The sequence below is a fragment of the Methylosinus trichosporium OB3b genome, from assembly GCF_002752655.1.
Classification (GTDB): Bacteria; Pseudomonadota; Alphaproteobacteria; order Rhizobiales; family Beijerinckiaceae; genus Methylosinus; species Methylosinus trichosporium.
In genome coordinates this window covers 2,855,762-2,877,428 of sequence record NZ_CP023737.1, presented here as the reverse complement: position 1 = coordinate 2,877,428, position 21,667 = coordinate 2,855,762, and the positions used below count along the sequence as shown (strand labels likewise).

Sequence of the window (21,667 nt, the reverse complement as noted above, 5' to 3'; positions counted from 1 at the left end):
GGATCATGACGCTTTCGAGTCAGGATTCGCCTCGCCATCTCCACTCGAATGGCGCCTCACCTCGCCGCGAGACGCATCGCGCGCTCGCCGGCTTGCCGCATCTCGTTCGTGACCAGGCTTTCAAGGCCGACAGCGGCGTAATCGACGCAATAATAGTAGCCCTCTTTGTTGAGAGCCACCGCGTCCCGATAGCGCTCGTCGGCGAGAAGGTCCTGCGCCATCAACCCGCAGAATTCGCGATCATCGCCGATATAACGGAAGCGATACAATTTCAGTCCATTCTCCGTCTCGCCGATCGAAACGATATCCGTCTTCAAACGCCGATCCGACGGGAGCTCGCCGCGCTTGTTGAAGACGAGCCCGATGGCGTCCGCGGGTGAAACAGCGTGGTCGGCGACGATCTCGACCTGCTCGAATCCGAGCAATTTCGTATCGTCGAGCTCGTGAGCGAGAGCTTTCTCGGTCTGGTGATCACGGTCCTCGGACATTCGATGCTCCACTCGAAAAACGGCTCGGCGCGGGCTCCATGGCGCCGCCGGCTCCGAGTGATGTCGATATCGTACAATCAAGAGCCTAGCAATAAAGGCGAGCGCGCGCGCCGCGAATCGGCAATCATGTTTCTGTGCGGCAAACCTTGTTGCGGCCCGCTTCGGTCATGCCTCCCCGAGACTGTTCGCCCCCTGCGATCACGTCGCGCGCCTCTTCGATGAGGCGCCGACCGAGCGCGCTCGAGCGGGCCTGCTCCAGAATGAGCTCGCTTCCCTGCGCGAACCGACGCCGCTGCAAATCCGAGATTTCGGCGACGAGCGCGGCTTCCGCATCGCTCAGCCGCGCCCGCGGCCGCAGGATCTCGAACAGAGCGTGGATGCGGCCGGACACATAGGTCGAATGAAAGATCGCATTCATCGGCCGCGGCGTCGGCCGCAACGGCGTGCAGAACCGCTCGCGCACCGGATTCATCACCAAAGGCTCCGATCGCGCCAGGCCGAACAGGAGCTGATGCGTCGCCTCATGCGCCAGAACGGACAGGACCCGGATGCGGTCGGGCCGCGCGCCGACATCGATCAGCACCGCGCCCCAGAGCATCATCGACGATCCGCCCGACATCGACACGGCGTCGGCGGCCGGCCGGACGACGGCGATCACTTGGCCGATCAGGGCGCGGATCTCGGCCGCCCAATCGGCGTGAACGGCGTCGAGCAGTGCCAGGGCGGCCGACAGGCTCTCCCGCAGATGGGTGAGAGCGTCGTCGTCGGGTCTCGCGAATTGCGGCGCCGCCGCCAGTCCGATCGTGAACATGCGCTGGTAGCGTCCGGCGTCGTCGCCGAGGGCTTCCGCGTCGAACGGCAGCACCGCGAAATCGGCGGGCCGCGCCGCCTCTTGCGCGATCTCCCGCCAGAGCCGGGCCGCAGCGGTCCAGTCTTCGGTCTGCAGAGCGGTGACGAGATCGTAATAACGGCCGAAGACGCCCGGCGCGACGCGGCGCGACCGGATATCGCGGGCGATGGCGGCGGCGTCCGGCGCGAGCGGCAGAACGGCGCCGGCGCGCGCGCCGAGGCGCTCCAGGCTGGCGGCCAGATCCTCGCGCATCGCCCGATCGAGGCTGCGGGCGGGCGAATCTTCAACGGGAATAAACATCTGGCGGGTCGGTAGCGGCTTGACTCGAACGGAGGCGGAGCCGAGAGAATACGCTGTCGCGATCAACTCGGGTGACCCATGACTAGCGCCAAGGCCAAGACCGAAGCAACCTCGACCCGAGCCGGAGTGAAGATCGACGTCAGCGATCTGCTCGGCGTCAACCAGGCTTTCCTGCCCGAATATGACGAGGCGTTGCAGGCCGAGCTGATCGACGCCAATTGCAACAAGATCGGCACGGAGTGCTGCTGTTGCTGCTGACGGCGCAGCCTCGGTCCGCCATGCCAGCCGTCTTCATTCCCGCTCCGAACTCCTGCGTCCGGCGTCTCGACCAGGAGATGCGCGCCGACCTGGCCGCCAGCCTTGAGCGCTTGTCCAGCCGCGCGGCCGCCGTCCTGCCGCGCGACGTCGATATGGCGGCGGCGGCGCGCGACATCCGCGCCCATCGTGTCGACCCCGGCGTGTTCGCGGCCTATTATGACCTGATCCACGCCTTGCAGACCGGAGCCTTGGACCATGCGGCCGCCTCTTGGCGCGGCGTCGCGGCGGGCGCCGCTCGAGCCGTGCGGCTGGAGTGCCAGCCCTATGATCCGCTGTCTCTCGGAGACGACGCGGCGCGATTTCAGCGCCTCTTCGCCATGGGCTGGCAGGCGCCGGCGATGTTCGCTCCGCCCGATGACGCCGGCTGGAGCCGGTTTCGCGGCAATGTCGACGACGCTTTGTCATTGCTGAGCGTTGTCGCGCCGAGCTGGCGCGCGGAAGTCGAAAGCCTGGTCTCCCGCATCTTCGCCGCTCTGCCGTCCGCCGGCGAGGGACGACGCTTCGCCGGCGCTTCGTGCTTCATGGCCTGGGGCGCCGTGTTCCTGAACGTGCGGCGCAACGACGATCGTCTGCGGGTGCTGGCCGGGATCGTCCACGAGGCGACGCACCAGATGCTGTTCGGCCTGTCGCGGCGACGCCCTTTGACGGAAAATCCGCCGGATCGGCGCTACGCCTCGCCGCTGCGCCGCGACCCGCGCCCGATGGACGGCGTCTATCACGCCACTTACGTCTCCGGGCGGCTCTTCGCGCTCTATGATCTATTGAGCCGCCACGACGGATTGGAGCCCGCAGAACGGGCGACCGTCGTCGAGCGGATCGCGCGCCAGAAGCGCCGCTTCGCCGAAGGCTATGCCGTGGTGCGACGCGAAGGGCGATTGGCGCCGCTGGGGCGCGAATTGATCGAGGCGGCGGCGGAGAACGTCGCCGACGCGCTCGCGGCGTAACCGTGGGGGAGCCCGCGCTCTTTTCGGTCGCGCGCGGCGCCCCGCTGCCGCAGCGGCCCGATCTGCCGGCGACCCTGCTCGAGGGAATCCGCGGGCGGCTCGAGCGCCTCCCGGCGGCGCGTTTATGGACGGTCGACGCCGAGGGGCGGCCGATTGCGACCGCCTATAGCGAGCTGTGGCCGCGCGCCGATCGCATCGCCGCAGGCTTGGCCGAGGCCGGCGTCGGTCGTGGCGAGGCGGTCGCGCTCCTGGCTGGTTCCGTTCCGGACTTCGTCGCCGTCTTCTGGGCGTGCCTCATGGGCGGCCATGCCCTCCTGCCTTTGTCCGGGCGGGCCCGCCGGGCGCGCGAAACGGGGCGGTCCGACACGCTGCGCGCGCTGATCGACCAGCTGCCCGGGGCGCGGGTTCTGGCCGATGCGCAAGGCGGCGAGCTGGCGCGCGCCCTCGCCGGGAAGGAGGCGCTCGACCTCGACGCCGTCGAGCGGCGCGGCGCGGAGGCGAGGCTCGTGGCGCCGGCGCCCGCGGCCGAGCCGCTGTGCTGGCTGCCGACATCGGGCGCCACCGGGCGCGACAGGCTGGCCGGCCTCGGCGAGGCCGCCCTGCTGGCGCGGCGATTCCGGCGCCGCGACATCGGTCGATCGCCGGACGATGTGCGCATGTGGGTCTATGACCCGGATTCGGTGACCGGGCTGAACGCCGCCTTCATCCACGCCGCGGACTGGGCGCAGCTGTCGCCGACGCAGGTCCTGGCCCGGCCGGAGCTCGTCCTCGATCTGGCCGAGCGGCTCGAGGTGCGCCGCCTGGCCCTGACCTCGTCGCTGGCGCGTCTCGTCGCCGAGGCCGCCGAAACCGCTCCGCAGACGCGAAACCTCGCCGCACTCGTCAAGGTCGCCATGGGCGGCGAAACCGTCGACGCCGCCGTAGCGCGGCGATTGGCCGAGGCGCTGGCGCGCCATGGCGCCGCCCGGGTGCGGATGTTCGCGGGATATGGCGCGACCGAAACCGGCTCGCTGGTCCTCGGCGGCGAAATAGCGCGTCACGCTTCCGGGGTTGCGGCGCCCATCGTCCTGGGAGGTCCGGCGGCGGGCGTCGACCTGCGCATCGTCGACGAAGCGGGCGAGCCCGTGCCGCAAGGCGTGATCGGCGCGGTCGAGGCGCATTGTCCCGAGCTGATGTTTTCCGGCTACGCCAACGCCGTTGGAGCGGCGGCCGGGTTCGGTCCCGGCGGCTGGTGGCGCACCGGCGATCTCGGGCGGCTCGAGGACGGACTCCTGTCCCTGCATGGCCGCATCAAGCAGGTCATCGCACTGCGCGGACGCAAGCTGGCGCTCGAGGACATAGACGCGGCTCTCGCGCCAGCCGTCGGCGCGGAGCGGCGCGCCGTCGCCTGCCGCCTCGGCGGAGACGGCGAGGAGCGGCTCGGGGTGATGGTGTTCGGCGCGGCCGACGCCGCGATCGAACGCGCCATCCGTCGCGCCATCGGCGAAGCGTTCGGCGTTCAGCCGGCGCGGATCGGCTTCGCCGCCATGGCGGCGCTGCCCTTGGGGTCGGCGGGAAAGCTGCTGCGCTCGCCGGCGGCGGAGATGCTCGAAGCGGCGGCCGCGCCGCCGACGGCGCCGCGCGGCGTCATCGGCGCCGTCGACGCGCGGCTCGGCGCCCTGTGGCGCGAACGCCTTCCGAATGGGGAGGAGGTTTCGCTCGACAGCCATTTCTTCGCCGATGGCGGCGACTCTCTCGCCGCCCTGCGGCTGCTCGCCGGCGTCGAGGCGCAATTCGGCCAGAAGCTGCGCGCCGCTGCCTTCTTCTCCGATCCGACCTTGCGCCGCTTGACGGAGCTGATCGCCGGGCGGCCGACGGCGAAGGCGGCGGCTCCAGCGATGAAATGGCCGTTGCCGCCGGTGATGCACGAAAGGCTCGCCGCCGAGCTCGCGCGCTGGCCGGGAGAGCGGCCGACGCCGGATCGCTTGATGGCCGGGCTCAACGAGGCGGGGCGCCGGCCGCCTCTGTTCTGGGTGTTCCAGTCGGCGCAGGAATTCGCGGCGCTGGCCGCGCAGCTCGGACCCGATCAACCGCTCTATGGCTTCAGATCCGGTCATGGCGTCTATCGTTATGACGAGGACAGCCTGCAGCAAGTGGCCATGCGCTATGTCCAGGACGTGCTGGCGATCTCGCCGAACGGCCCGCTTTTCGTCGGCGGCAATTGCCAGGGCGGGCGGGTCGCGCTGGTCATGGCCGAGCATTTGCTGCGCCGCCGAGTCCATCTGCCCTTGCTGATCTTGATGGAGTGGGGCTTCGAGCTGACGTCCTATGGCGGCGATGTGCTGTTCCTGCATGGCCATGACAGCCAGGAGGGCCATCCGTGGCTGCGTCACGCGGAGCCCGAGCGGGCGTGGCGGCGCGCGCTGCGCCGGGTCGAGGCGGAGAGCATTCCGGGACGCCATGGCCGATATTTCCTGCCCGCCCATGCGCCCGGCCTCGCCGACGTGCTGATCCGGCGCATGGCCGAGGCTCTGGCGCGGCCGCCGGATATGCTGCCGAAGGCGGCGCGGTTGGCGGAGTTAAGGGCGCAGGCGCCGCCGGGGCGCATGGCCGCTGGACAAAGACAAATCCTGCAGGTCACGGTTCGCAATGCGAGCGCCATGGCTTGGCCGGAGGGGCTGTCGCTGGGCAATTATTGGCTGGACACTTCCGGACGGACGCTGCGCTGGCGCGACGGCCGCGTGACGACGCCGGCCCTGAAGCCGGGAGAGTCGGCGGATCTGAGCCTCGAAGCGACCGCGCCCGAAACGACCGGCGTCTATGATCTGGCGATCGACATGGTCGAGGAAGGCGGGCGCTGGTTCGATCGCCGGCGGCGCAGGGCCCCGGTCGCGCGGGTCGTCGTGACCTGAAGCGCAGCGCGGGATCCATGTCGTCTCGGCCTTCGCCGTCCGTCAGCGGCTGGTCGCGGTGAGAGAGAAAAGCAATAAGATCGTCGCCATTCCGACGCAGCTCGATATGAGGGTGAGCGCGCCCTCGAGGCGCTCTCCCCGATTCCGCGTCGCGGCGATTTCGTGCTCGTCGCCCTCCTTCCTTCGCTCCGACGCGACAATCGCGAGGGCGCTTGACTTGCGCGGATAGCGCGTTCTAGGAACAGAGCTGTGCTCGATCAAAGGTTCGCCGCCGCTCGATCGGTGTGCGCGGGATTGTTCGACATGGCGCGTTTGCGGGACCTGAGAGCCGTTCCCACGTCGGCGTTCGTCATACGCATCGTCGCCTTGCTGTCGATGCTGCAGGCCGTCGTCCTGACGGTCGCCGTCGCCGGACATTTGGCGCAGGGCGGACTGCTCGGCTCCACGGGCCTTCACGCGGCCGATTGCGTCGCCGCCTCTCATCATGACGAAGCCCCGTCTCCCGCCTGTCCTCGCCATCCGCACTGCTGCCTCCTCGCCTCGGCCGTTGGGTCGCCGCCGGACCTCTTCCGGGCGTTCGTCTTCCTTCGGCCCGAGCCTGACGAAGCGGATATCATCGGCGTCGTCGCCGAGGAGGATGAGCGCGGCCCGGATCCCTCGCCGCCCTGGTCGTCGCGCGCGCCCCCTCTCTCGGCGTGAACGGCGCGGCCGCTCGCACGCCGTCCGCCTCCCTCCCCCGGCCTCGACATAGCGCCATTTCGACCGCGCGGCGCTCCTCCTCGCCACCCCATGCCGTTCCCGGCTTTCGCGCCGGGCGCACAGGCCGTTGCCGGGCAACGCCGATGTCAGATGAGAAATCACGATTCGTCAGTCGACTGTTCAGCAACGGTCGACGCGAGCTGTTCGCTTATTTATCGCGGAAGGTGGGACGCGAGGACGCGTCGGACCTGCTGCAGGAGACCTTCGTGCGGGTGCTGCGGCACGGACGCTTCGACGCTGTCGCCGATCCGCAATCGCTGCTGAAGCGCGTCGCCGTCAATCTCGCGCGCGACCATGCGCGTCGGCGCCGGACCGAGGCGAGAGTCATCGATGTCGCGGCGGAGCCCGATCTCGCCGCTTCGACGGATCATCCGCCGGACGCGCGACTCGAGGCGGAGGAGAAATGGCGGCTGCTGTGCGAGGCGGTCGACGGCCTGCCGCCCCGATGCCGCGAGGTCTTCCTCCTCTTCATGACCGAGGGGCTCGATCTCGGCGAGATCGCCGCGCGTCTCGGCATCTCCCGCAACATGGCGCAAAAGCACATGCGGCTGGCGATGGCGCGCTGCTGGGCGGCGGTGGACTAGTTTTTTGCCCAGCCGGACCTCCCTTTTCGCGCGCTCGCGCGTGATAGGCTGCGAGGGTCGCCGTCTCGTCGCGGCGGCCGAATGCGCAGCGCCGCGACGGATCACGTCATGACCGAGAAGACATCCGCCGTCCCGCATGGCGTCCGCGAGGCCGCGATCGACTGGTGGCTGAAGCAGACCGGGGGACGGCTCACCAAGAAGGAGCGGTCGGCGTTCGAGGCCTGGCTCGCCGAGGATGATGCGCATCGGGACGCCTATGCGAAGCTCGCGGCGCTCGGCGACTTCATGACGTCGCGCTGGCCGGGCGCCGGCCCGCAGCGAAAGACGCGGCGCCGGCGGCGCCGATTGGCGGCGGCGGTGAGCGCCGCGGCGCTGGCGCTCTTTCTCTATGACGACATCTCGCTGCGGCTTCGATCCGATCTCCTCACCGGCCCGGGCGAGACGCGGCAGGCGACCCTCTCCGACGGCTCTCGCATCGAGCTCGACGCCCGCAGCGCCGTGGCGCTGAACTACACCGAGACGCAGCGGCGGGTCACTCTGCTCGAGGGCGAAGCCTGGTTCGATGTCGCGCCCGACGCGACGCGACCCTTCGTCGTCGAGGCGGCCGGCGGAACGACCACCGCTCTAGGGACCGCCTTCGACGTCGCCGTCGAGAATGGCAGGGCGCATGTGACAGTGACCAGCCATAGCGTGCGGGTCGCGAGCGGCGGCGGCGAGGTGATCGTCGAGGAAGGCCAGCAGAGCGCCTATGGCGCGCGCGAGGCGGTGCGGCCGGCTCAGGCCGCCAATGTCGATCGCGCGACCGCCTGGCGGCGCGGCAGGCTGATGTTCGAGGACCGGCCGCTCGGCGACGTCGTGCGCGCGCTCGCACGCTATCATCGCGGCTTCGTTTATTTCGTCGACCCGGCGCTGCGCGCGCGCCGCGTCACCGGCGTGTTCAACATCGAGGATCCGATCGCCGCTCTGGACGAGATCGAGACCTCGCTCGGCCTGCATGCGACGCATATCACTCGTTATCTCACGATTATCCACCAGTGAGGCGACAGCGCCGCGAGAAAAAAGTTTCGTGCCGACCTCCTTTTTCATCGCCTGCCGCGTGAGGAGCGGCAGAAGGGGCGAAGTTTCGTCCCGCGGCGGCAGAGGCGATGACATGGCGGGTCGGAACATTCGCACCAAATTCGGAAGCGGCGAAGGCAATATGGGATCGATACTGGCGATGGCGTTGGTGGCGCTCGGCGCGGGAGTCTCCGACTCGCCGGCGGAGGCCGCCATCTCGCCGCAGGAGCGCGCCGGCCTCGTGCAGAATTATCGCATTCCCTCCGGCCCTCTCCCGAGCGCGCTCAATTCTTTCGCTGAGCTGAACGGCCTTCAGATTCTCTATGATTCCGCAGTGACGAGCCGGCTGCGGACGATCGGCCTCGAGGGCGATTTTTCGGTTCACGACGGGCTCGACCGGCTGCTGCGGGGCACGGGGCTGTCCTGGAGCATCTCGGCCAGGGGCGACACGGTGTCGATCCTGCTCGCGCAGAATGATCGCGGAACGATGAACGACGCCGCCTCCGGCGCGACCGCGCTGCCGACGATCGACGTCGGCGCGGAGACGAAAAACCAGCAGGGGGCGCAGACCGGCCCTCGGGGGCCGGGCGACAGACATACGGGCTACAACGCCGGCTCGGCTTCTGCGACGTTGAAGATGGATACTCCGCTCCTGAAGACGCCGCTCTCGGTGCAAGTCGTCACGCGCCAGACCATGGACGATCGACAGGAGATCTCCGTCAAAGACGCGTTGATAACGAATGTCAGCGGCATTCAACTCACCCCGTCCTGGTTCGACACCATGCTGAAGATCCGCGGGTTCAGCAACACCGCGAGCACCTATAAGAACGGACTGATCGAGTACAGAATGCGCGCTCTCGACACGACGAATCTGCAATCGATCGACGTGATGAAAGGGCCCTCCGCAATGCTCTACGGACGCGTCGAGCCGGGTGGCCTCGTCGATCTGGTCGTCAAACGTCCGCTCGACACCCCCTATTATTCCTTGCAGCAACAGGTCGGATCCTATGGCTTGACGCGGACGACGCTCGACGCGACCGGGCCCCTCACCGCCGACAAAACCGTGCTCTACCGCTTCAATGGCGAATTTTACTACACCGACTCCTATCGCAATTTCGTCACCGACCGAAACGTTTTCCTCGCGCCGACGATCACTCTGCATCCGATCGAGCAGTTCCGGATGAACATCGATTTCGAATATCAGCGACGCGACTTCGTCGACGACTATGCGCTCTATCCCGCGGTTGGCGGAGCGCCTGCCAATATTCCGGCGAGCCGCTATCTTCAAGAGCCGTTTCTCAACACCAACGCGCCTGACAGATTAGACAAGAAGCGCATCGCCTACGATTGGACTTATGATTTCTCGAAGGATTGGAGCCTCACGAATCGCCTCGCCTACACGAACGCCGGCAATGGGCTCGCCGATACCTTCGGCGGCGTATTCAACCCTGTGACCGGCGTCTTGACGCGCTCTGCGAATTTTTTTCCCGGCTATACGGATAAGAATTTCACGACGAATCTCGATCTCAAGGGGAAGTTCGTCACCGGTCCGCTACAGCACTCGACACTCGTCGGCTTCGATTATTTCAACACCTTCACGCCCTTGTACACCTCGTACTTCAATATCCTGCCGTCGACCAACATCTATGCGCCGATCTATTGGACCCAGATGAATCGCTACCAGAACCCGAGCTTCAATCAGATTGGGCAAAAATGGACCGGCGTCTATGGTCAGGACATGATCTCTTTCCTCGACGATTCGGTTCATGTGCTGCTCGGAGGCCGCTACGATTGGGCAGAGACGAGCGCCAACACATCGCGCACCTCCGCCTACGCGGCGCAAGCCAGTTACACCACATACTACAACAAGGCGTTCAGCCCCAGGGTCGGAGTGGCCTATCAGCCGCTGCCCTGGGTGACCGTATACGGCAATTTCAGCCGATCCTTCGGACTGAACAGCACCGACGTACAAGGACGTCCAATCGCGCCGCAGCGTGCGGAGCAGTGGGAAGGGGGCGTCAAGGCGGAACTGCTCGACAAACGGCTCACCATGAGCCTGGTCTATTTCGACCTCGTGAAATCCAATGTGGCGGCGCGCGACCCAAATAATTCGGCCAACACGATGCTGATCGGCAAGGCGCGCAGTCAGGGAATCGAGTTCGATCTGAATGGCCGCATCGACGACAATTGGAGCGTCATCGCGAACTACACGCATGACGATGTGCGGACCCTTGTCGGAGAGAGCGTCGACCCCGCGAGCCAGCTCACGAAGCAGCGTCTCGTCGCGGGCTACAAGCTGCCGGCAAGCCCCCGGAATTACGGGAATCTCTGGGTCAAATATGATGCGGACGGCGCGTTCGCGGGGTTCAGCCTGGGAGGTGGAATATCGGTCGTCGAAAGTTCGCTGGGCGATAATGCGAACTCCTTCGTGCTGCCAGGATACACGCTGCTCGACGGCATGATCGCCTATACGACGAAGATCGAAGGCTACAATGTGACGGCGCAGCTGAACGTCAAGAACCTGACCGACGTCGCTTATTATCCGACGTCGGACTCCAGAACCACTATCCAGACAGGAACTCCCCGCACCTTCCTCGGCTCGCTGCGGGTGGAGTTCTGAACGAACGCCGGGAGAGGGGCCGCTCACGCGTCGAGACAGAAGCGTCGCTCTCCCGGACATCCATTTCGGCGGAGGAGTCGAGGCATGTGGTCATTGCGAAATGCATGAGATCGCCTCTCGGAAACCCCGGACCTGACGCCCGTTCAATGCAGGCGCGATGGCGCGCGAAGCTCTCGAACCGCGTTCCGAAGAGCCGACGCGCCTGTCAGGTCGGAACGACCGCGCGCCTCATTGTCGCCGCGCGTCGCGAAGCGCAGAGCCGATCCGCCGCGCCCGCAGAAAACTCGGCGAACGATTGCGCGATGACGATAATGGGCTCGATCTAAAAGCCGAACGCCGATAGAATGCGTAGCTTGCCGCCTCGTAATGCGGAACATCGAAGATGCGTCGAGTCGATTATTATTTGACCGCCGTCGGGCGCATTCGGCCGGGCGGGAATGGAAGCCGCCTGGCGAATGGCCGCCGAACGGCCCCTGCGCTCGCATTGGCGGCCTTGCTGATCGGCGCAGCGCTATGGCGCTTTTTCCCGGGGCTCTTTCCCCAGGCGACACAAACCGCTCAACCGGGCGCGCGCAGACCTGCGACGCCGGTCGCCGCCGAGGAGGCGCGCGTCGAAGATTTTCCCGTCGTTCTGACCGGCATCGGGACGGTCGTTCCGCTCGCCACCTCGATCGTCAAGTCGCAAATATCGGGGCAGCTGCTGGAGGTGAATTTCGTCGAAGGGCAAATGGTGAAGGCCGGCGATCTGCTGGCGCAGGTCGATGCACGCCCCTATCGGCACGCGCTCGCGCAGAACGAGGCGCAGCTGCAGCGCGATCTCGCCATTCTGCGCAACGCCGAGCGGGATTTGCAGAGATATCGCTCGGTGAGCAGCAAGGTGAAATATGCGGTCTCCACCCAGCAGATCGACACGCAGGAATCCCTCGTCTCGCAATATAAGGGCATTGTGGCGATCGACGAGGCGACCGTCGACGCCGCGCGGCTCAATGTCGCCTATTGCCGGATCATGTCGCTGATCGACGGCCGTGCGGGCTTGCGGCAGGTCGATCCGGGAAATTTCGTCGGTCCCAACGACCAGAACGGCGTCGTCGTCGTGACGCAATTGAATCCGATCACCGTCGTCTTCACTATTCCCGAAAACCGTCTGCAGCCGGTGTTGCAGCGCTTCCGCGCCGGAGCGAAGCTCGGCGTCGCCGCCTTCGATCATGGTCATGTCGTCGCCCTCGCCAAAGGGGAGCTGTTCGCCCTCGACAATCAGATCGACTCGTCCACCGGCACCGTGAAATTGCGCGCGCGCTTCGCCAATGACGACGAGAAGCTCTATCCCAATCAGTTCGTCAATGTCGATCTCGTCGTGGAGACGCTGCGCGACGCCGTCACCATTCCTCGCGCCGCCGTTCAAGGCGAAGCGCAGAATCCTTTCGTCTTCGTGATCGGGCCGGGCGACAAGGTCGGCGTGCGGCGCGTGACGCTCGGTCCCTCGGGCGACGGCCGCATCGTCGTCGAAGAGGGGCTGAAGGCGAAAGAGCGCGTCGTCACCGAAGGCGCGGATAATTTGCGCGACGGCGCCGTCGTCTCGGTTCCCGAGCCCGCTCCGGCGGGCCATGAGAAGCGAACGACGAAGAGCCCGGCGTCGTAGATTACGGCGCCGTCATTGCCCACCCCCGAGTCGTTTCGATGAATCCATCGCGAATATTCATATATCGGCCGATCGCCACCTCGCTGCTGATGGTCGCTCTGACGCTCGCCGGCGTCGTCGCCTATGGCCTGCTGCCGCTGTCGGCGCTGCCGAATGTGGACTATCCGACCATTCAGGTTCAGACCTTTTTCCCGGGCGCCAGTCCGGAAGTGATGACCTCGGCGGTGACGGCGCCGCTCGAGCGGCAATTGGGCCAGATGCCCGGGCTCGGCCAGATGACGTCGACGAGCTCCGCCGGAGCCTCGGTGATCACTCTGCAGTTCAGCGAGAAGCTCAGTCTCGACATCGCCGAGCAGGAGGTGCAGGCGGCGATCGACGCGGCCAGCAATCTGCTGCCGTCCGGACTGCCGACGCCGCCGATCTACGCCAAGTTCAATCCCGGCGACGCGCCGATCATGACGCTCGCAATCACCTCGCAGACACGCCCGCTCACCGAGCTCGCGAATCTGGCCGAGACGCGGCTCGCGCAAAAAATCTCGCAGGTCGCGGGCGTCGGTCTCGTCGGCGTCAGCGGCTCGCAGCGGCCCGCTGTGCGCATCCAATTCGATCCCCGCACGCTCGCCGGCTATCGGCTCCATATCGACGATCTTCGCACGACGATCGCCAACGCCAATGTCAATGGTCCCAAAGGCAGCTTCGACGGACCGATGCGCGCCTCGACGATCAACGCCAATGATCAGCTCACCGATCTCGAGGATTTCCGCAATCTCGTCATCGCCTATCGCGATGGCCGTCCGGTGCGGCTCCTCGATGTGGCGCATGTGGTCCTCGGGCCGGAAAACGACAAGCTCGCCGCCTGGGCCGACCGGACGCCCGCCATCATTCTCAACATTCAGCGCCAGCCGGGAGCGAATGTCATCGCGGTCGTCGAAGCGATCAGGAGCCTGCTGCCGACGCTCGAGGCGGCGCTGCCGAGCGCGATCGACGTTCGAATTCTCAGCGACCGCACGACGACCATTCGCGCCTCGCTCGCGGAGGTCGAGCTCGAGCTCGCTCTCGCGGTCGCGCTCGTCATTCTGGTGATCTTCCTGTTTCTGCGCAATCTGCCGGCGACGATCATTCCCGGCCTCTCCGTGCCCTTGTCGATCGTCGGCGCCTTCGCCGCCATGTATCTCCTCGGCTTCAGCCTCGACAATCTGTCGCTGATGGCGCTCACGATCTCGACCGGCTTCGTCGTCGACGACGCGATCGTGGTGATCGAGAACATCACCCGCCATGTCGAAGCCGGCGAGCGCCCTTTGCGCGCGGCGCTGCGAGGCTCGCGCGAGATCGGCTTCACCATCGTCTCGCTCACCCTCTCCTTGATCGCCGCGCTGATCCCGCTGTTGTTCATGGATGGCGTGGTCGGCCGCCTCTTCCATGAATTCGCCGTCACCCTCGCCGTCACCATCAGCATATCGGCGCTCGTTTCGCTCACGCTCGTGCCGATGCTCTGCGCCCGCCTGCTTCGCCACCGTCCGGCCGGGCTTCGCCATCGGCTCGACCTCGAAGCCGAGCGCGTCTTCGCGGCGATCCTCGCGACCTATTCGCGCGCATTGGAGGTCGTGCTGCGGCGTCAGCCGCTCGCCTTGTCGACGACGCTGCTGACGCTCGCCGCCACGATCGCGGCCGCCGCAGCGATCCCTAAGGGATTTTTCCCGGTGCAGGACACGGGTCTGATCGCGGCGGTCTCGGTCGCCTCGCCGACCGTGTCTCACAAGGCGATGGCGCTGCTGCAGACTCGCCTCGCCGACGCGATCCTGCGCGATCCGGCGGTCGCCAGCGTGAGCTCCTTCATCGGCGTCGACGGCGCCAATGCGACACCCGACACGGGCCGATTTCTGATCGATCTCGCGCCGCCCGATCAACGAGGCGTCGGCGCCGGCGAGGTGATCCGACGACTGCAGGCGGAGGTCGCGCATATCCCGGGCGTCTCGCTCGACATGCAGCCGGTGCAGGAGCTGACCATCGACGCCGCCACGAGCGGTCGCGCGCCATATCATTTCATTCTGCAGAGCGCCAATCCCGACGAGCTCGCGATCTGGACGCCGCGCCTCTTGCAGCGTCTCGAGCAGGCGCCTGAATTGACCGGCGTCGCGAGCGATGCGCAACAGCAAGGGCTCGCGGTCGATCTCGTCATCGATCGTGCGACCGCGTCACGCTATGGCGTCACGCCCGCGACCATCGACAACATGCTCTATGACGCTTTCGGTCAGCGCATCATCACGACGATCTACACGCAAGCTGTGCAATATCGCGTCATTCTCGAAATCGATCCCGCCCTGCCGCGAACGCTGGAGGTCCTCTCCTCGCTCTATCTGCCGTCCTCGGTGTCGACGTCCAACGGACAAACGCCGCTCTCTGCGCTCGTGCGCATCGAGGAGCGTCGCAGTCCTCTGGCGATTCATCATCTCGGTCAGCTGCCGGCGGCGACGATCTCCTTCGACATCGCTCGGGGATCGTCGCTCGGCGCCGCGATCGCGGCGATCGAGCGGGCCGAGCAGGACATCGGCCTGCCCAGGAGCTTCGTCACCAATTTCCAAGGCGCGGCCGGCGCCTTCCGCGCCTCGGCGACGAAGGAGATCCTTCTCATTCTCGCGGCGGTCGTCACGATCTATATCGTTCTCGGCGTCCTCTATGAGAGCTTCATTCACCCGATCACGATTCTCTCCACTCTCCCCTCCGCGGGCCTCGGGGCGTTGCTCGCCTTGGCGGCGACCGGCGGCGAGCTCGATCTCATCGCGATCATCGGGCTCGTCCTGTTGATCGGCATCGTGAAGAAGAATGCGATCATGGTCGTCGATTTCGCCATCGACGCGCGGCGCTCGCGCGGCCTTTCCGCTCGCGAGGCGATCTTCGACGCCTGCCTCTCGAGGTTTCGGCCCATTCTGATGACGACGATGGCGGCGATCCTCGGCGCTCTGCCATTGATGATCGATACCGGCGTCGGCTTCGAATTGCGTCGCCCGCTCGGCGTCGCGATCATCGGCGGGCTGCTCCTCAGCCAGGCGATGACGCTCTTCACCACGCCGGTGATCTATCTCTATCTGGATCGTCTCGAGGCGCGGCTCTCGGCCAGACGCTCGCGCGCAGCGATCGCCGTCGACGAGATTTCGGGATGAGCTTTTCGGCCATCTTCGTCATGCGTCCGATCGGCACGATTCTCATCACGATCGGGATCGTGCTGGCCGGCGCGCTCGCCTTTCTCGATCTGCCCGTCGCGCCGCTTCCGCAAGTCGATTTTCCGACGATCGTGGTGTCGGCGCAGCTCCCCGGCGCCGGGCCGGAGATCATGGCGACCAGCATCGCCGCGCCGCTCGAGCGGCGGCTCGGCCAGATCGCGCATGTGACGGAGATGACCTCCGCGAGCAGCCTCGGACAGACGCGCATCGTTCTGCAATTCGACATAGATCGCGACATCGACGGCGCCGCGCGCGACGTTCAGGCGGCGATCGATGCGGCCCGCGCCGATCTGCCTGCGACGCTCCATATGCGGCCGTCCTATCGCAAGACCAATCCCGCCGACGCGCCGCTCGTCATTCTCACCTTGGCCTCGAAGACGCTCGCGCCGAGCCGCTTGTACGAGCTCGCGAGCGATATTCTGCAGCAGAGATTGTCTCGGCTCGAGGGCGTCGGCCAGGTCCTCGTCGGCGGATCGAGTGCGCCCGCCGTGCGCGTCGAGCTCGATCCGAAAGCGCTCGCGCAATATGGCGTCGGCCTCGAGGATATTCGCGCCGCTCTGGCGTCGGCCAACGCCAATAGTCCAAAGGGCGAGATCGTCGACAGCGAGCGACGTTTCCAGATCTACGCCAATGATCGCGCGACACGGGCGAGCGATTATCGATCGCTGGTCGTGGCCTATCGCAACGGCGCGCCTCTACGTCTCGAGGAGATCGCAGAGGTCGTCGATTCGGTGGAGGATGTGCGCAATGAAGCGCTCATGAACGGCGAGCGGTCGGTCGCCGTCTATGTGTTTCGCCAGCCGGGATCGAACGTCATCGAGACGGTCGATCGCATCAAGAACGAGATGCCGCTGCTCGAGGCCGCCTTGCCGAGCACGATCGATCTGGCGCTCAAATCCGATCGCAGCAACACCATTCGGGCGTCCTTGCGCGAAACCGAGACGGCGCTCGTCGTCGCCGTTCTGCTGGTGACGCTGATCGTCTTCGCCTTTCTGCGCGACCTTCGCGCGACGCTCATTCCGACAGTCGCGATAACCGCGTCGATCATCGGGACCTTCGGCGCCATCTGGCTCGCAGGCATGAGCTTGAACAATTTCTCGCTGATGGCGCTGATCGTCGCCGCCGGCTTCGTGGTCGACGACGCGATCGTCGTTCAGGAAAACATTCAGCGTCACATCGAAGCCGGCATGGGATGCGTCGAAGCGGCCGTGCGCGGCGCGCGCGAGGTCGCCTTCACGGTGACCGCGATCAGCGTCTCGCTGATCGCGGTGTTCACGCCGATTCTGCTGATGGGCGGACTGCTCGGACGCTTGTTCCGCGAATTCGCCGTCACTCTGTCGCTGGCCGTGCTGGTCTCGCTGGTTCTGTCGCTCACGACGACGCCCATGTTGTGCGCGGTCTTGTCGAAAAGGCGCTCTGCTCATTCGGCGCCGCGGTTCGATGTCGTGGCCCCGCTTCTGCGCGGATATGGTCGGACGCTCGACTGGGCCTTGCGTCACGGCCGGCTCGTCCTCGCGATCCTGCTCGCGACGATCGGCGCGAACTATTGGCTGTTCTCGATCATTCCGAAAGGGTTCTTTCCGCAGCAGGACACCGGCCGTCTGGCCGGCATGATCGTGGCGGACGAAAGCGCCTCCTTCGAATCGATGCGACGCAAGCTCGCGCAATTCGAGGCGATCATTCAGAGTGATCCCGCGGTCGCCGGCGTCGCCGGAGGCGTGGGCTCCGGCAGCGGCCGGCCGAACACCGGCCAGGTGTTCGTCGATCTGAAGCCGCGGGATCGGCGCGACGCGAGCGCGGACGAGGTCATCGGACGCTTGCGCGGCAAGCTCGCGAAGGTGGCCGGAGCGCAATTGTTCTTGCAGTCCGTTCAGGAGTTCCGGGTCGGCGGCCGAGCGAGCAATGCGCAATATCAGTTCACGCTCTATGGAGAGAATACCGACGAGCTTCATCGTTTCGCGCCGCGTCTCGTCGCGGCGCTGCGCCAGAGCACGGCGCTGACCGACGTCAATTCCGACGCGCAGCGCAAAGGCCAGGAGACGCGCGTCGTGATCGACCGCGACCGGGCGTCGCAGCTCGGCGTGACGATGAAGCAGGTCGACGACGTGCTCTATGACGCTTTCGGCCAACGTCAGGCGTCGGTGATCTATGGGCCGATCACTCAATCGCATGTCGTGATGGAGGTCGCGCCGCGCTATTGGCAAGACCCCGACATATTGAACGATCTCTATGTCGCCGCGTCGGGCGGCGCGCCGAGCGGCACGGCGGTCAGCAACGCCGCTCCCGGCACGGTGTCGAAACTGTCATCGGGACATTCGATGCGCGATGCGGAACGGGCCGCGAGCGAATCGGCGCGCAATATGGCGACCAACGCTCTGGCCACGACGTCCCGAGGACCGGCTTCGGCCGGCGCGGCGGTGGCCACGCGGCGCGAGACGATGGCGGCGCTCGCCGCCTTCGGCCATTTCGGTTCGGGCGGGGCGTCGACCGTTGTCAATCATCAAGGGCTCTTCGCCGCCGTCACCATCTCGTTCAATCTCCGTCCGGGCGCGACGCTCGGCGAGGCGAGCGACGAAATTCGCCGGATCACGGCCGAGCTCCATATGCCCGGGACGATTCACGGCGCCCTCGCAGGCACGGCGCGCGCCTTCGAAGATTCGCTCGCCAAGGAGGGCTGGCTGGTCGCGGGAGCCTTCGTGATCGTCTATATCGTGCTGGGAATTCTCTACGAGAGCCTCGTTCACCCGGTCACGATTCTGTCGACTCTCCCCTCGGCGGGCGTCGGCGCGGTGCTGGCGCTGATGCTGTTCGGCATGGATTTCAGCGTCGTCGCGCTCATCGGCGTGATCCTGCTCATCGGCATCGTGAAGAAGAACGCGATCATGATGATCGACTTCGCGTTGGAGGCGCAGCGCGCGCAGCGGCTCGCGCCGCGCGAAGCGATCTTTCGCGCCGGCATGATGCGGTTTCGCCCCATCATGATGACGACAATGGCGGCGATCTTCGGCGCCATACCCTTGGCGCTGACCTTCGGCGACGGCGGCGAGCTTCGCCGCCCCTTGGGCGTCGCCATCGTCGGAGGATTGATCTTCAGCCAGCTGCTCACGCTCTACACCACGCCGGTCGTCTATCTCTATCTCGAGGAGTTCCGTCGCTGGTCGAAGCGGCGATGGCGTTCTCGCATTCGGTGACGAAGGCCCGGGCGGTCCGCCGCCGGGAACGGCGCGAGACCCTGTGGCGGCGCTTTGTCCAGCGAGCGAGATGCACTAAATGTCTCGAACGCAGTGAAACCAATCCAAGTCAGCGAGGCGAGCAAGGAATGACATTTTTCAAGAACGCCAACTTCAACGAGCGGCGAACCGCCGCAGAAACGGCAAAGAAAGCAGAGCTGGAAAGAGTCCGGGCCTTGACCGCCAAGATCAACGAAGGCGCGGCCGAACGGCTGATGGCCCGGCAGGCGATCAACGCCGCGCGTGACGTGCGAGCCGCCGAACGCGACGCCGCCCGGCTGGCCGCGGAAGCCCGCGCGGCGGAAGAATTGGCCGCGCAGGAAGCGGCTCTGAAAGCCGAACAGGCCGAACGCGACGCGCGAGCCGCCGAGCAGGCCGAGCGCGACCTTGCTGCGGCGGCCGAACGCAAGGCCGCCAGAGACGCCCGCTATGCGGCGCGAAAGGCCCGAAAATAGTCGGCCGCCACGACGCCTACGAGGCGCCGGCCGCAGGTCCGGCCGGGCGGCCGGCAAGATGCGCCGCCACGCTCGCATGCGGCCAGCGCTCGGGAGCGAAAGCCAGCCGAGCGCGCACAGGAAGGCGAGGGAGCGCAGCCGCAGCGCCGCGAGAAGATGCGTCTCGTCCAGCGCCGATGCGCCTCGCCGACGGCGCGCGAGAGCCCTTCCGGAGTTTGCGGCGCGAGGACGAGATGAATGTGGTTGGGCATGAGGCGATAAGCCCAGCAGGATGCCGCATTCGCCTCGCAGCACTCGGCCATGAGGTCGGGCGGTAGAGCGCATAGTCGCCCGCCTGCGTGAGCAACGCCTGCCGCCGGGCGCCGCGCTGCGTCACGTGATGCGGCAGACCCGGAATGGCGATGCAGGAAAGACGAGCCACGGACTCTTGTCGCGCTCCCCGAATAATTTAGCAATTCATATCATGTCACCGTAATTCATTTAGAATTGCTGGAAAACTGCGCAATTCGTATCCTGTCACCGTAATTCCACCGTAATTCCCCGTAATTCCCGGCTCTGTCCCCGCGCTCGACGAACGGCGGCTTCCGCCGGTTGCCACGTTGGGTGACATGATGCGGCAGTACTGAAACAGTGATGCGAGCAATGCGCGCCCGCATGCACCGAGAGTTATGTAATTCGTATCCTGTCACTGTAATCGAATCCGGGAGCAGCACACGGGGACGAGGGAACCGGCTACTCTCTCAAATGTCGTTGCAGAAGATCGACGACGTCGCCCACGGTGACGACCGTTGCCCATTCCGCACTCGGCACCCGGACTTTGAGCTTCCGTTCGAGGTCCAACGCCATTGCGGTCGCATCGTCAGAGAGTAGCTTGAGATCGTCAAGAATCCGGTGCGATCGCTCAATGGTTGTACCGCGCGGCGTCAGCGTTCTCAGGACGGCGAAAACTTCGTCCTCAAGGTTTTGTTTCATGTTTACCTCCCTTCGCCCGCAAAGCCGCCACATCCAGCGGTACAAATACCGATTGAGATAACGTCATAAGCGGCGAATCCCACCCCAACAAACGGCACGGCTCGACCCATGATACCGAACACGCGGGTGGTGCCGAGGACACGATAGGGAAGTCGAGGCTCGGATTCGCCCAATAAGAATCCAAGATAGCTGATCGGGTTGGTATTGGGACTGGCTTTTCCCACAACCGGCAAACCGAGCATCGACTTCGGGATGGGCGCTGAGCCTGCGAGGAGACCAGCGCGTGTGGCGATACCTCCGAGATCATAGTGGTCGCTGACACAAGCAGCAAAGCACTGCAGCCATGGCGGTGAGGCCGTTCCAGAGACTTTGGGCTTCGGCGTCGGCGGCTGCCCGGCTATATCTATCTTCGGCAACGCTTCCGCATCGTCCTTGCTCTCTGGGTCCAACCCCAACGGATCGATCGCATTGACTGGATTGTTGCCGGCATACGCATATGTGTTGATCCCGCCCGCCAGCCCGATGGGGTCGCTCTCGACATAGCGGCCGTGGGTCGGGGAATAGTCGCGGAACCCGTTATTGTGCAGGCGCGTCTCGGAATCGTAGATCTGGCCCGGGAAGCGCAGGTCGTGCGAGAAACCCGCGGCCGCCGTCGGCGTGCCATTGCCGAACGGGTCGTGGTCCCAGAACCACACGCGGGCGTTCGCCGCATTGACGATCTCATGCGGCGCGCCGCTCGCCTCGCGGGCCACTCCTCCTCACCGCCGAGCTCTCGACACGCCGCGCCCGCTTCGGCTAGCATCGCCGCATCGCGCCCGTCCTCTTCGCAACCAGCCATTCGAGCCACACATCATGAAAGCGGCAATTTTTTCAGCGGTCCTGATCGCCCTCCCCCACACCGTTCTCGCGCAATCCCTGTTCGGCTTCGGCGGGCCGGAGAAGCCCGTGCAATGCGGCGTCGATCCGGAGGAGAAACAATGGCGGCAGATCGTCATTCGTCAGCTGCGCGAGCGCACCCCGCGTCTGGCCCTCGGGCCCGGGACCGTCATCATGCGCTTCGTCGTCGATTACGCCGGGCGCATCACCAAGGTCGACTTCTCCAAATTCGAGAACAACGCTCAGGCGCTGGTCGCCGCCGGCGTCATCACCGCGCTGAAGCTGCCGCCGCCGCCCGAATCCGTCGAGAGACAGTGCCGCTCCTTCGAGCAGAGCTTTCGTTTCCATTAGAATCGTTCGATCGATGAGAATTCGCTCAAACAAAAGAACGCTAGAACGCTTTCCGCAGAGCGCTCGCGCCCGCCCGATCGCGACAATTTGCGCGCTCGGGCGTACTAACCCTT

At 65.8% G+C, this 21,667-nt stretch carries 16 protein-coding genes; 12 read left to right on the top strand and 4 right to left on the bottom strand.

Going from position 1 to position 21,667, the window contains the following annotated elements:
- Positions 1 to 56: 56 nt before the first annotated feature.
- Both CQW49_RS13740 and CQW49_RS13735 read right to left on the bottom strand, forming a co-directional pair.
- The gene (locus tag CQW49_RS13740; RefSeq protein WP_003613588.1) at positions 57 to 488 is read right to left on the bottom strand and encodes a tail fiber domain-containing protein; all 432 of its coding nucleotides are present in this window, start codon (positions 486 to 488) and stop codon (positions 57 to 59) included.
- A 124-nt stretch (positions 489 to 612) separates the two neighbouring features.
- Complete coding sequence (locus CQW49_RS13735) at positions 613 to 1,590, bottom strand: aKG-HExxH-type peptide beta-hydroxylase (RefSeq protein WP_210201044.1); 978 nt, start codon at positions 1,588 to 1,590, stop codon at positions 613 to 615.
- A gap of 126 nt (positions 1,591 to 1,716) precedes the next feature.
- Between CQW49_RS13735 and CQW49_RS13730 the strand changes: the two genes are divergently transcribed.
- The 11 genes from CQW49_RS13730 (at position 1,717) to CQW49_RS13670 (ending at position 19,355) form a co-directional block, all read left to right on the top strand.
- Positions 1,717 to 1,896 (top strand): hypothetical protein, encoded by a 180-nt coding sequence (locus tag CQW49_RS13730; protein ID WP_003613590.1) that lies wholly within the window; start codon positions 1,717 to 1,719, stop codon positions 1,894 to 1,896.
- Positions 1,878 to 2,900: an aKG-HExxH-type peptide beta-hydroxylase gene (locus CQW49_RS13725; RefSeq protein ID WP_024749692.1), complete on the top strand. Its 1,023-nt coding sequence runs from the start codon at positions 1,878 to 1,880 to the stop codon at positions 2,898 to 2,900. Before CQW49_RS13730 ends, CQW49_RS13725 begins: the two co-directional genes overlap by 19 nt.
- Positions 2,901 to 2,902: 2 nt before the next feature.
- On the top strand, positions 2,903 to 5,791 hold the full coding sequence (locus tag CQW49_RS13720; protein WP_003613595.1) for an AMP-binding protein: 2,889 nt from the start codon (positions 2,903 to 2,905) through the stop codon (positions 5,789 to 5,791).
- Positions 5,792 to 6,094: 303 nt separating this feature from the next.
- Positions 6,095 to 6,490: a hypothetical protein gene (locus tag CQW49_RS13710; protein WP_155931265.1), complete on the top strand. Its 396-nt coding sequence runs from the start codon at positions 6,095 to 6,097 to the stop codon at positions 6,488 to 6,490.
- A gap of 143 nt (positions 6,491 to 6,633) precedes the next feature.
- Positions 6,634 to 7,134: an RNA polymerase sigma factor gene (locus CQW49_RS13705; RefSeq protein ID WP_003613600.1), complete on the top strand. Its 501-nt coding sequence runs from the start codon at positions 6,634 to 6,636 to the stop codon at positions 7,132 to 7,134.
- Between the two features lie 108 nt (positions 7,135 to 7,242).
- Positions 7,243 to 8,172, top strand: a complete 930-nt coding sequence (locus CQW49_RS13700; RefSeq protein ID WP_003613603.1) for a FecR family protein — start codon at positions 7,243 to 7,245, stop codon at positions 8,170 to 8,172.
- A gap of 112 nt (positions 8,173 to 8,284) precedes the next feature.
- The gene (locus CQW49_RS13695) at positions 8,285 to 10,810 is read left to right on the top strand and encodes a TonB-dependent siderophore receptor (RefSeq protein WP_003613606.1); all 2,526 of its coding nucleotides are present in this window, start codon (positions 8,285 to 8,287) and stop codon (positions 10,808 to 10,810) included.
- 382 nt (positions 10,811 to 11,192) lie between these two features.
- Complete coding sequence (locus tag CQW49_RS13685; protein WP_003613609.1) at positions 11,193 to 12,449, top strand: efflux RND transporter periplasmic adaptor subunit; 1,257 nt, start codon at positions 11,193 to 11,195, stop codon at positions 12,447 to 12,449.
- Positions 12,450 to 12,487: 38 nt separating this feature from the next.
- On the top strand, positions 12,488 to 15,610 hold the full coding sequence (locus tag CQW49_RS13680; RefSeq protein ID WP_003613610.1) for an efflux RND transporter permease subunit: 3,123 nt from the start codon (positions 12,488 to 12,490) through the stop codon (positions 15,608 to 15,610).
- Positions 15,607 to 18,861, top strand: coding sequence for an efflux RND transporter permease subunit (locus tag CQW49_RS13675; RefSeq protein ID WP_003613611.1), 3,255 nt, complete (start codon positions 15,607 to 15,609; stop codon positions 18,859 to 18,861). The genes CQW49_RS13680 and CQW49_RS13675 overlap by 4 nt, the downstream gene beginning before the upstream one ends.
- Entirely contained in the window at positions 18,840 to 19,355 is a 516-nt protein-coding gene (locus CQW49_RS13670) for a DUF6481 family protein (protein WP_244593383.1), read from the top strand. The genes CQW49_RS13675 and CQW49_RS13670 overlap by 22 nt, the downstream gene beginning before the upstream one ends.
- Positions 19,356 to 20,087: 732 nt before the next feature.
- On the opposite strand, the gene CQW49_RS13660 is transcribed toward CQW49_RS13670, so the two are convergent.
- Positions 20,088 to 20,327, bottom strand: coding sequence for a hypothetical protein (locus CQW49_RS13660; RefSeq protein ID WP_003613613.1), 240 nt, complete (start codon positions 20,325 to 20,327; stop codon positions 20,088 to 20,090).
- 2 nt (positions 20,328 to 20,329) lie between these two features.
- Entirely contained in the window at positions 20,330 to 21,079 is a 750-nt protein-coding gene (locus CQW49_RS13655) for an RHS repeat-associated core domain-containing protein (protein WP_003613614.1), read from the bottom strand.
- Between the two features lie 100 nt (positions 21,080 to 21,179).
- On the opposite strand from CQW49_RS13655, the gene CQW49_RS13650 reads away from it, so the two are divergent.
- Entirely contained in the window at positions 21,180 to 21,554 is a 375-nt protein-coding gene (locus CQW49_RS13650) for a hypothetical protein (protein ID WP_003613616.1), read from the top strand.
- The last annotated feature ends 113 nt before the right edge of the window (positions 21,555 to 21,667 follow it).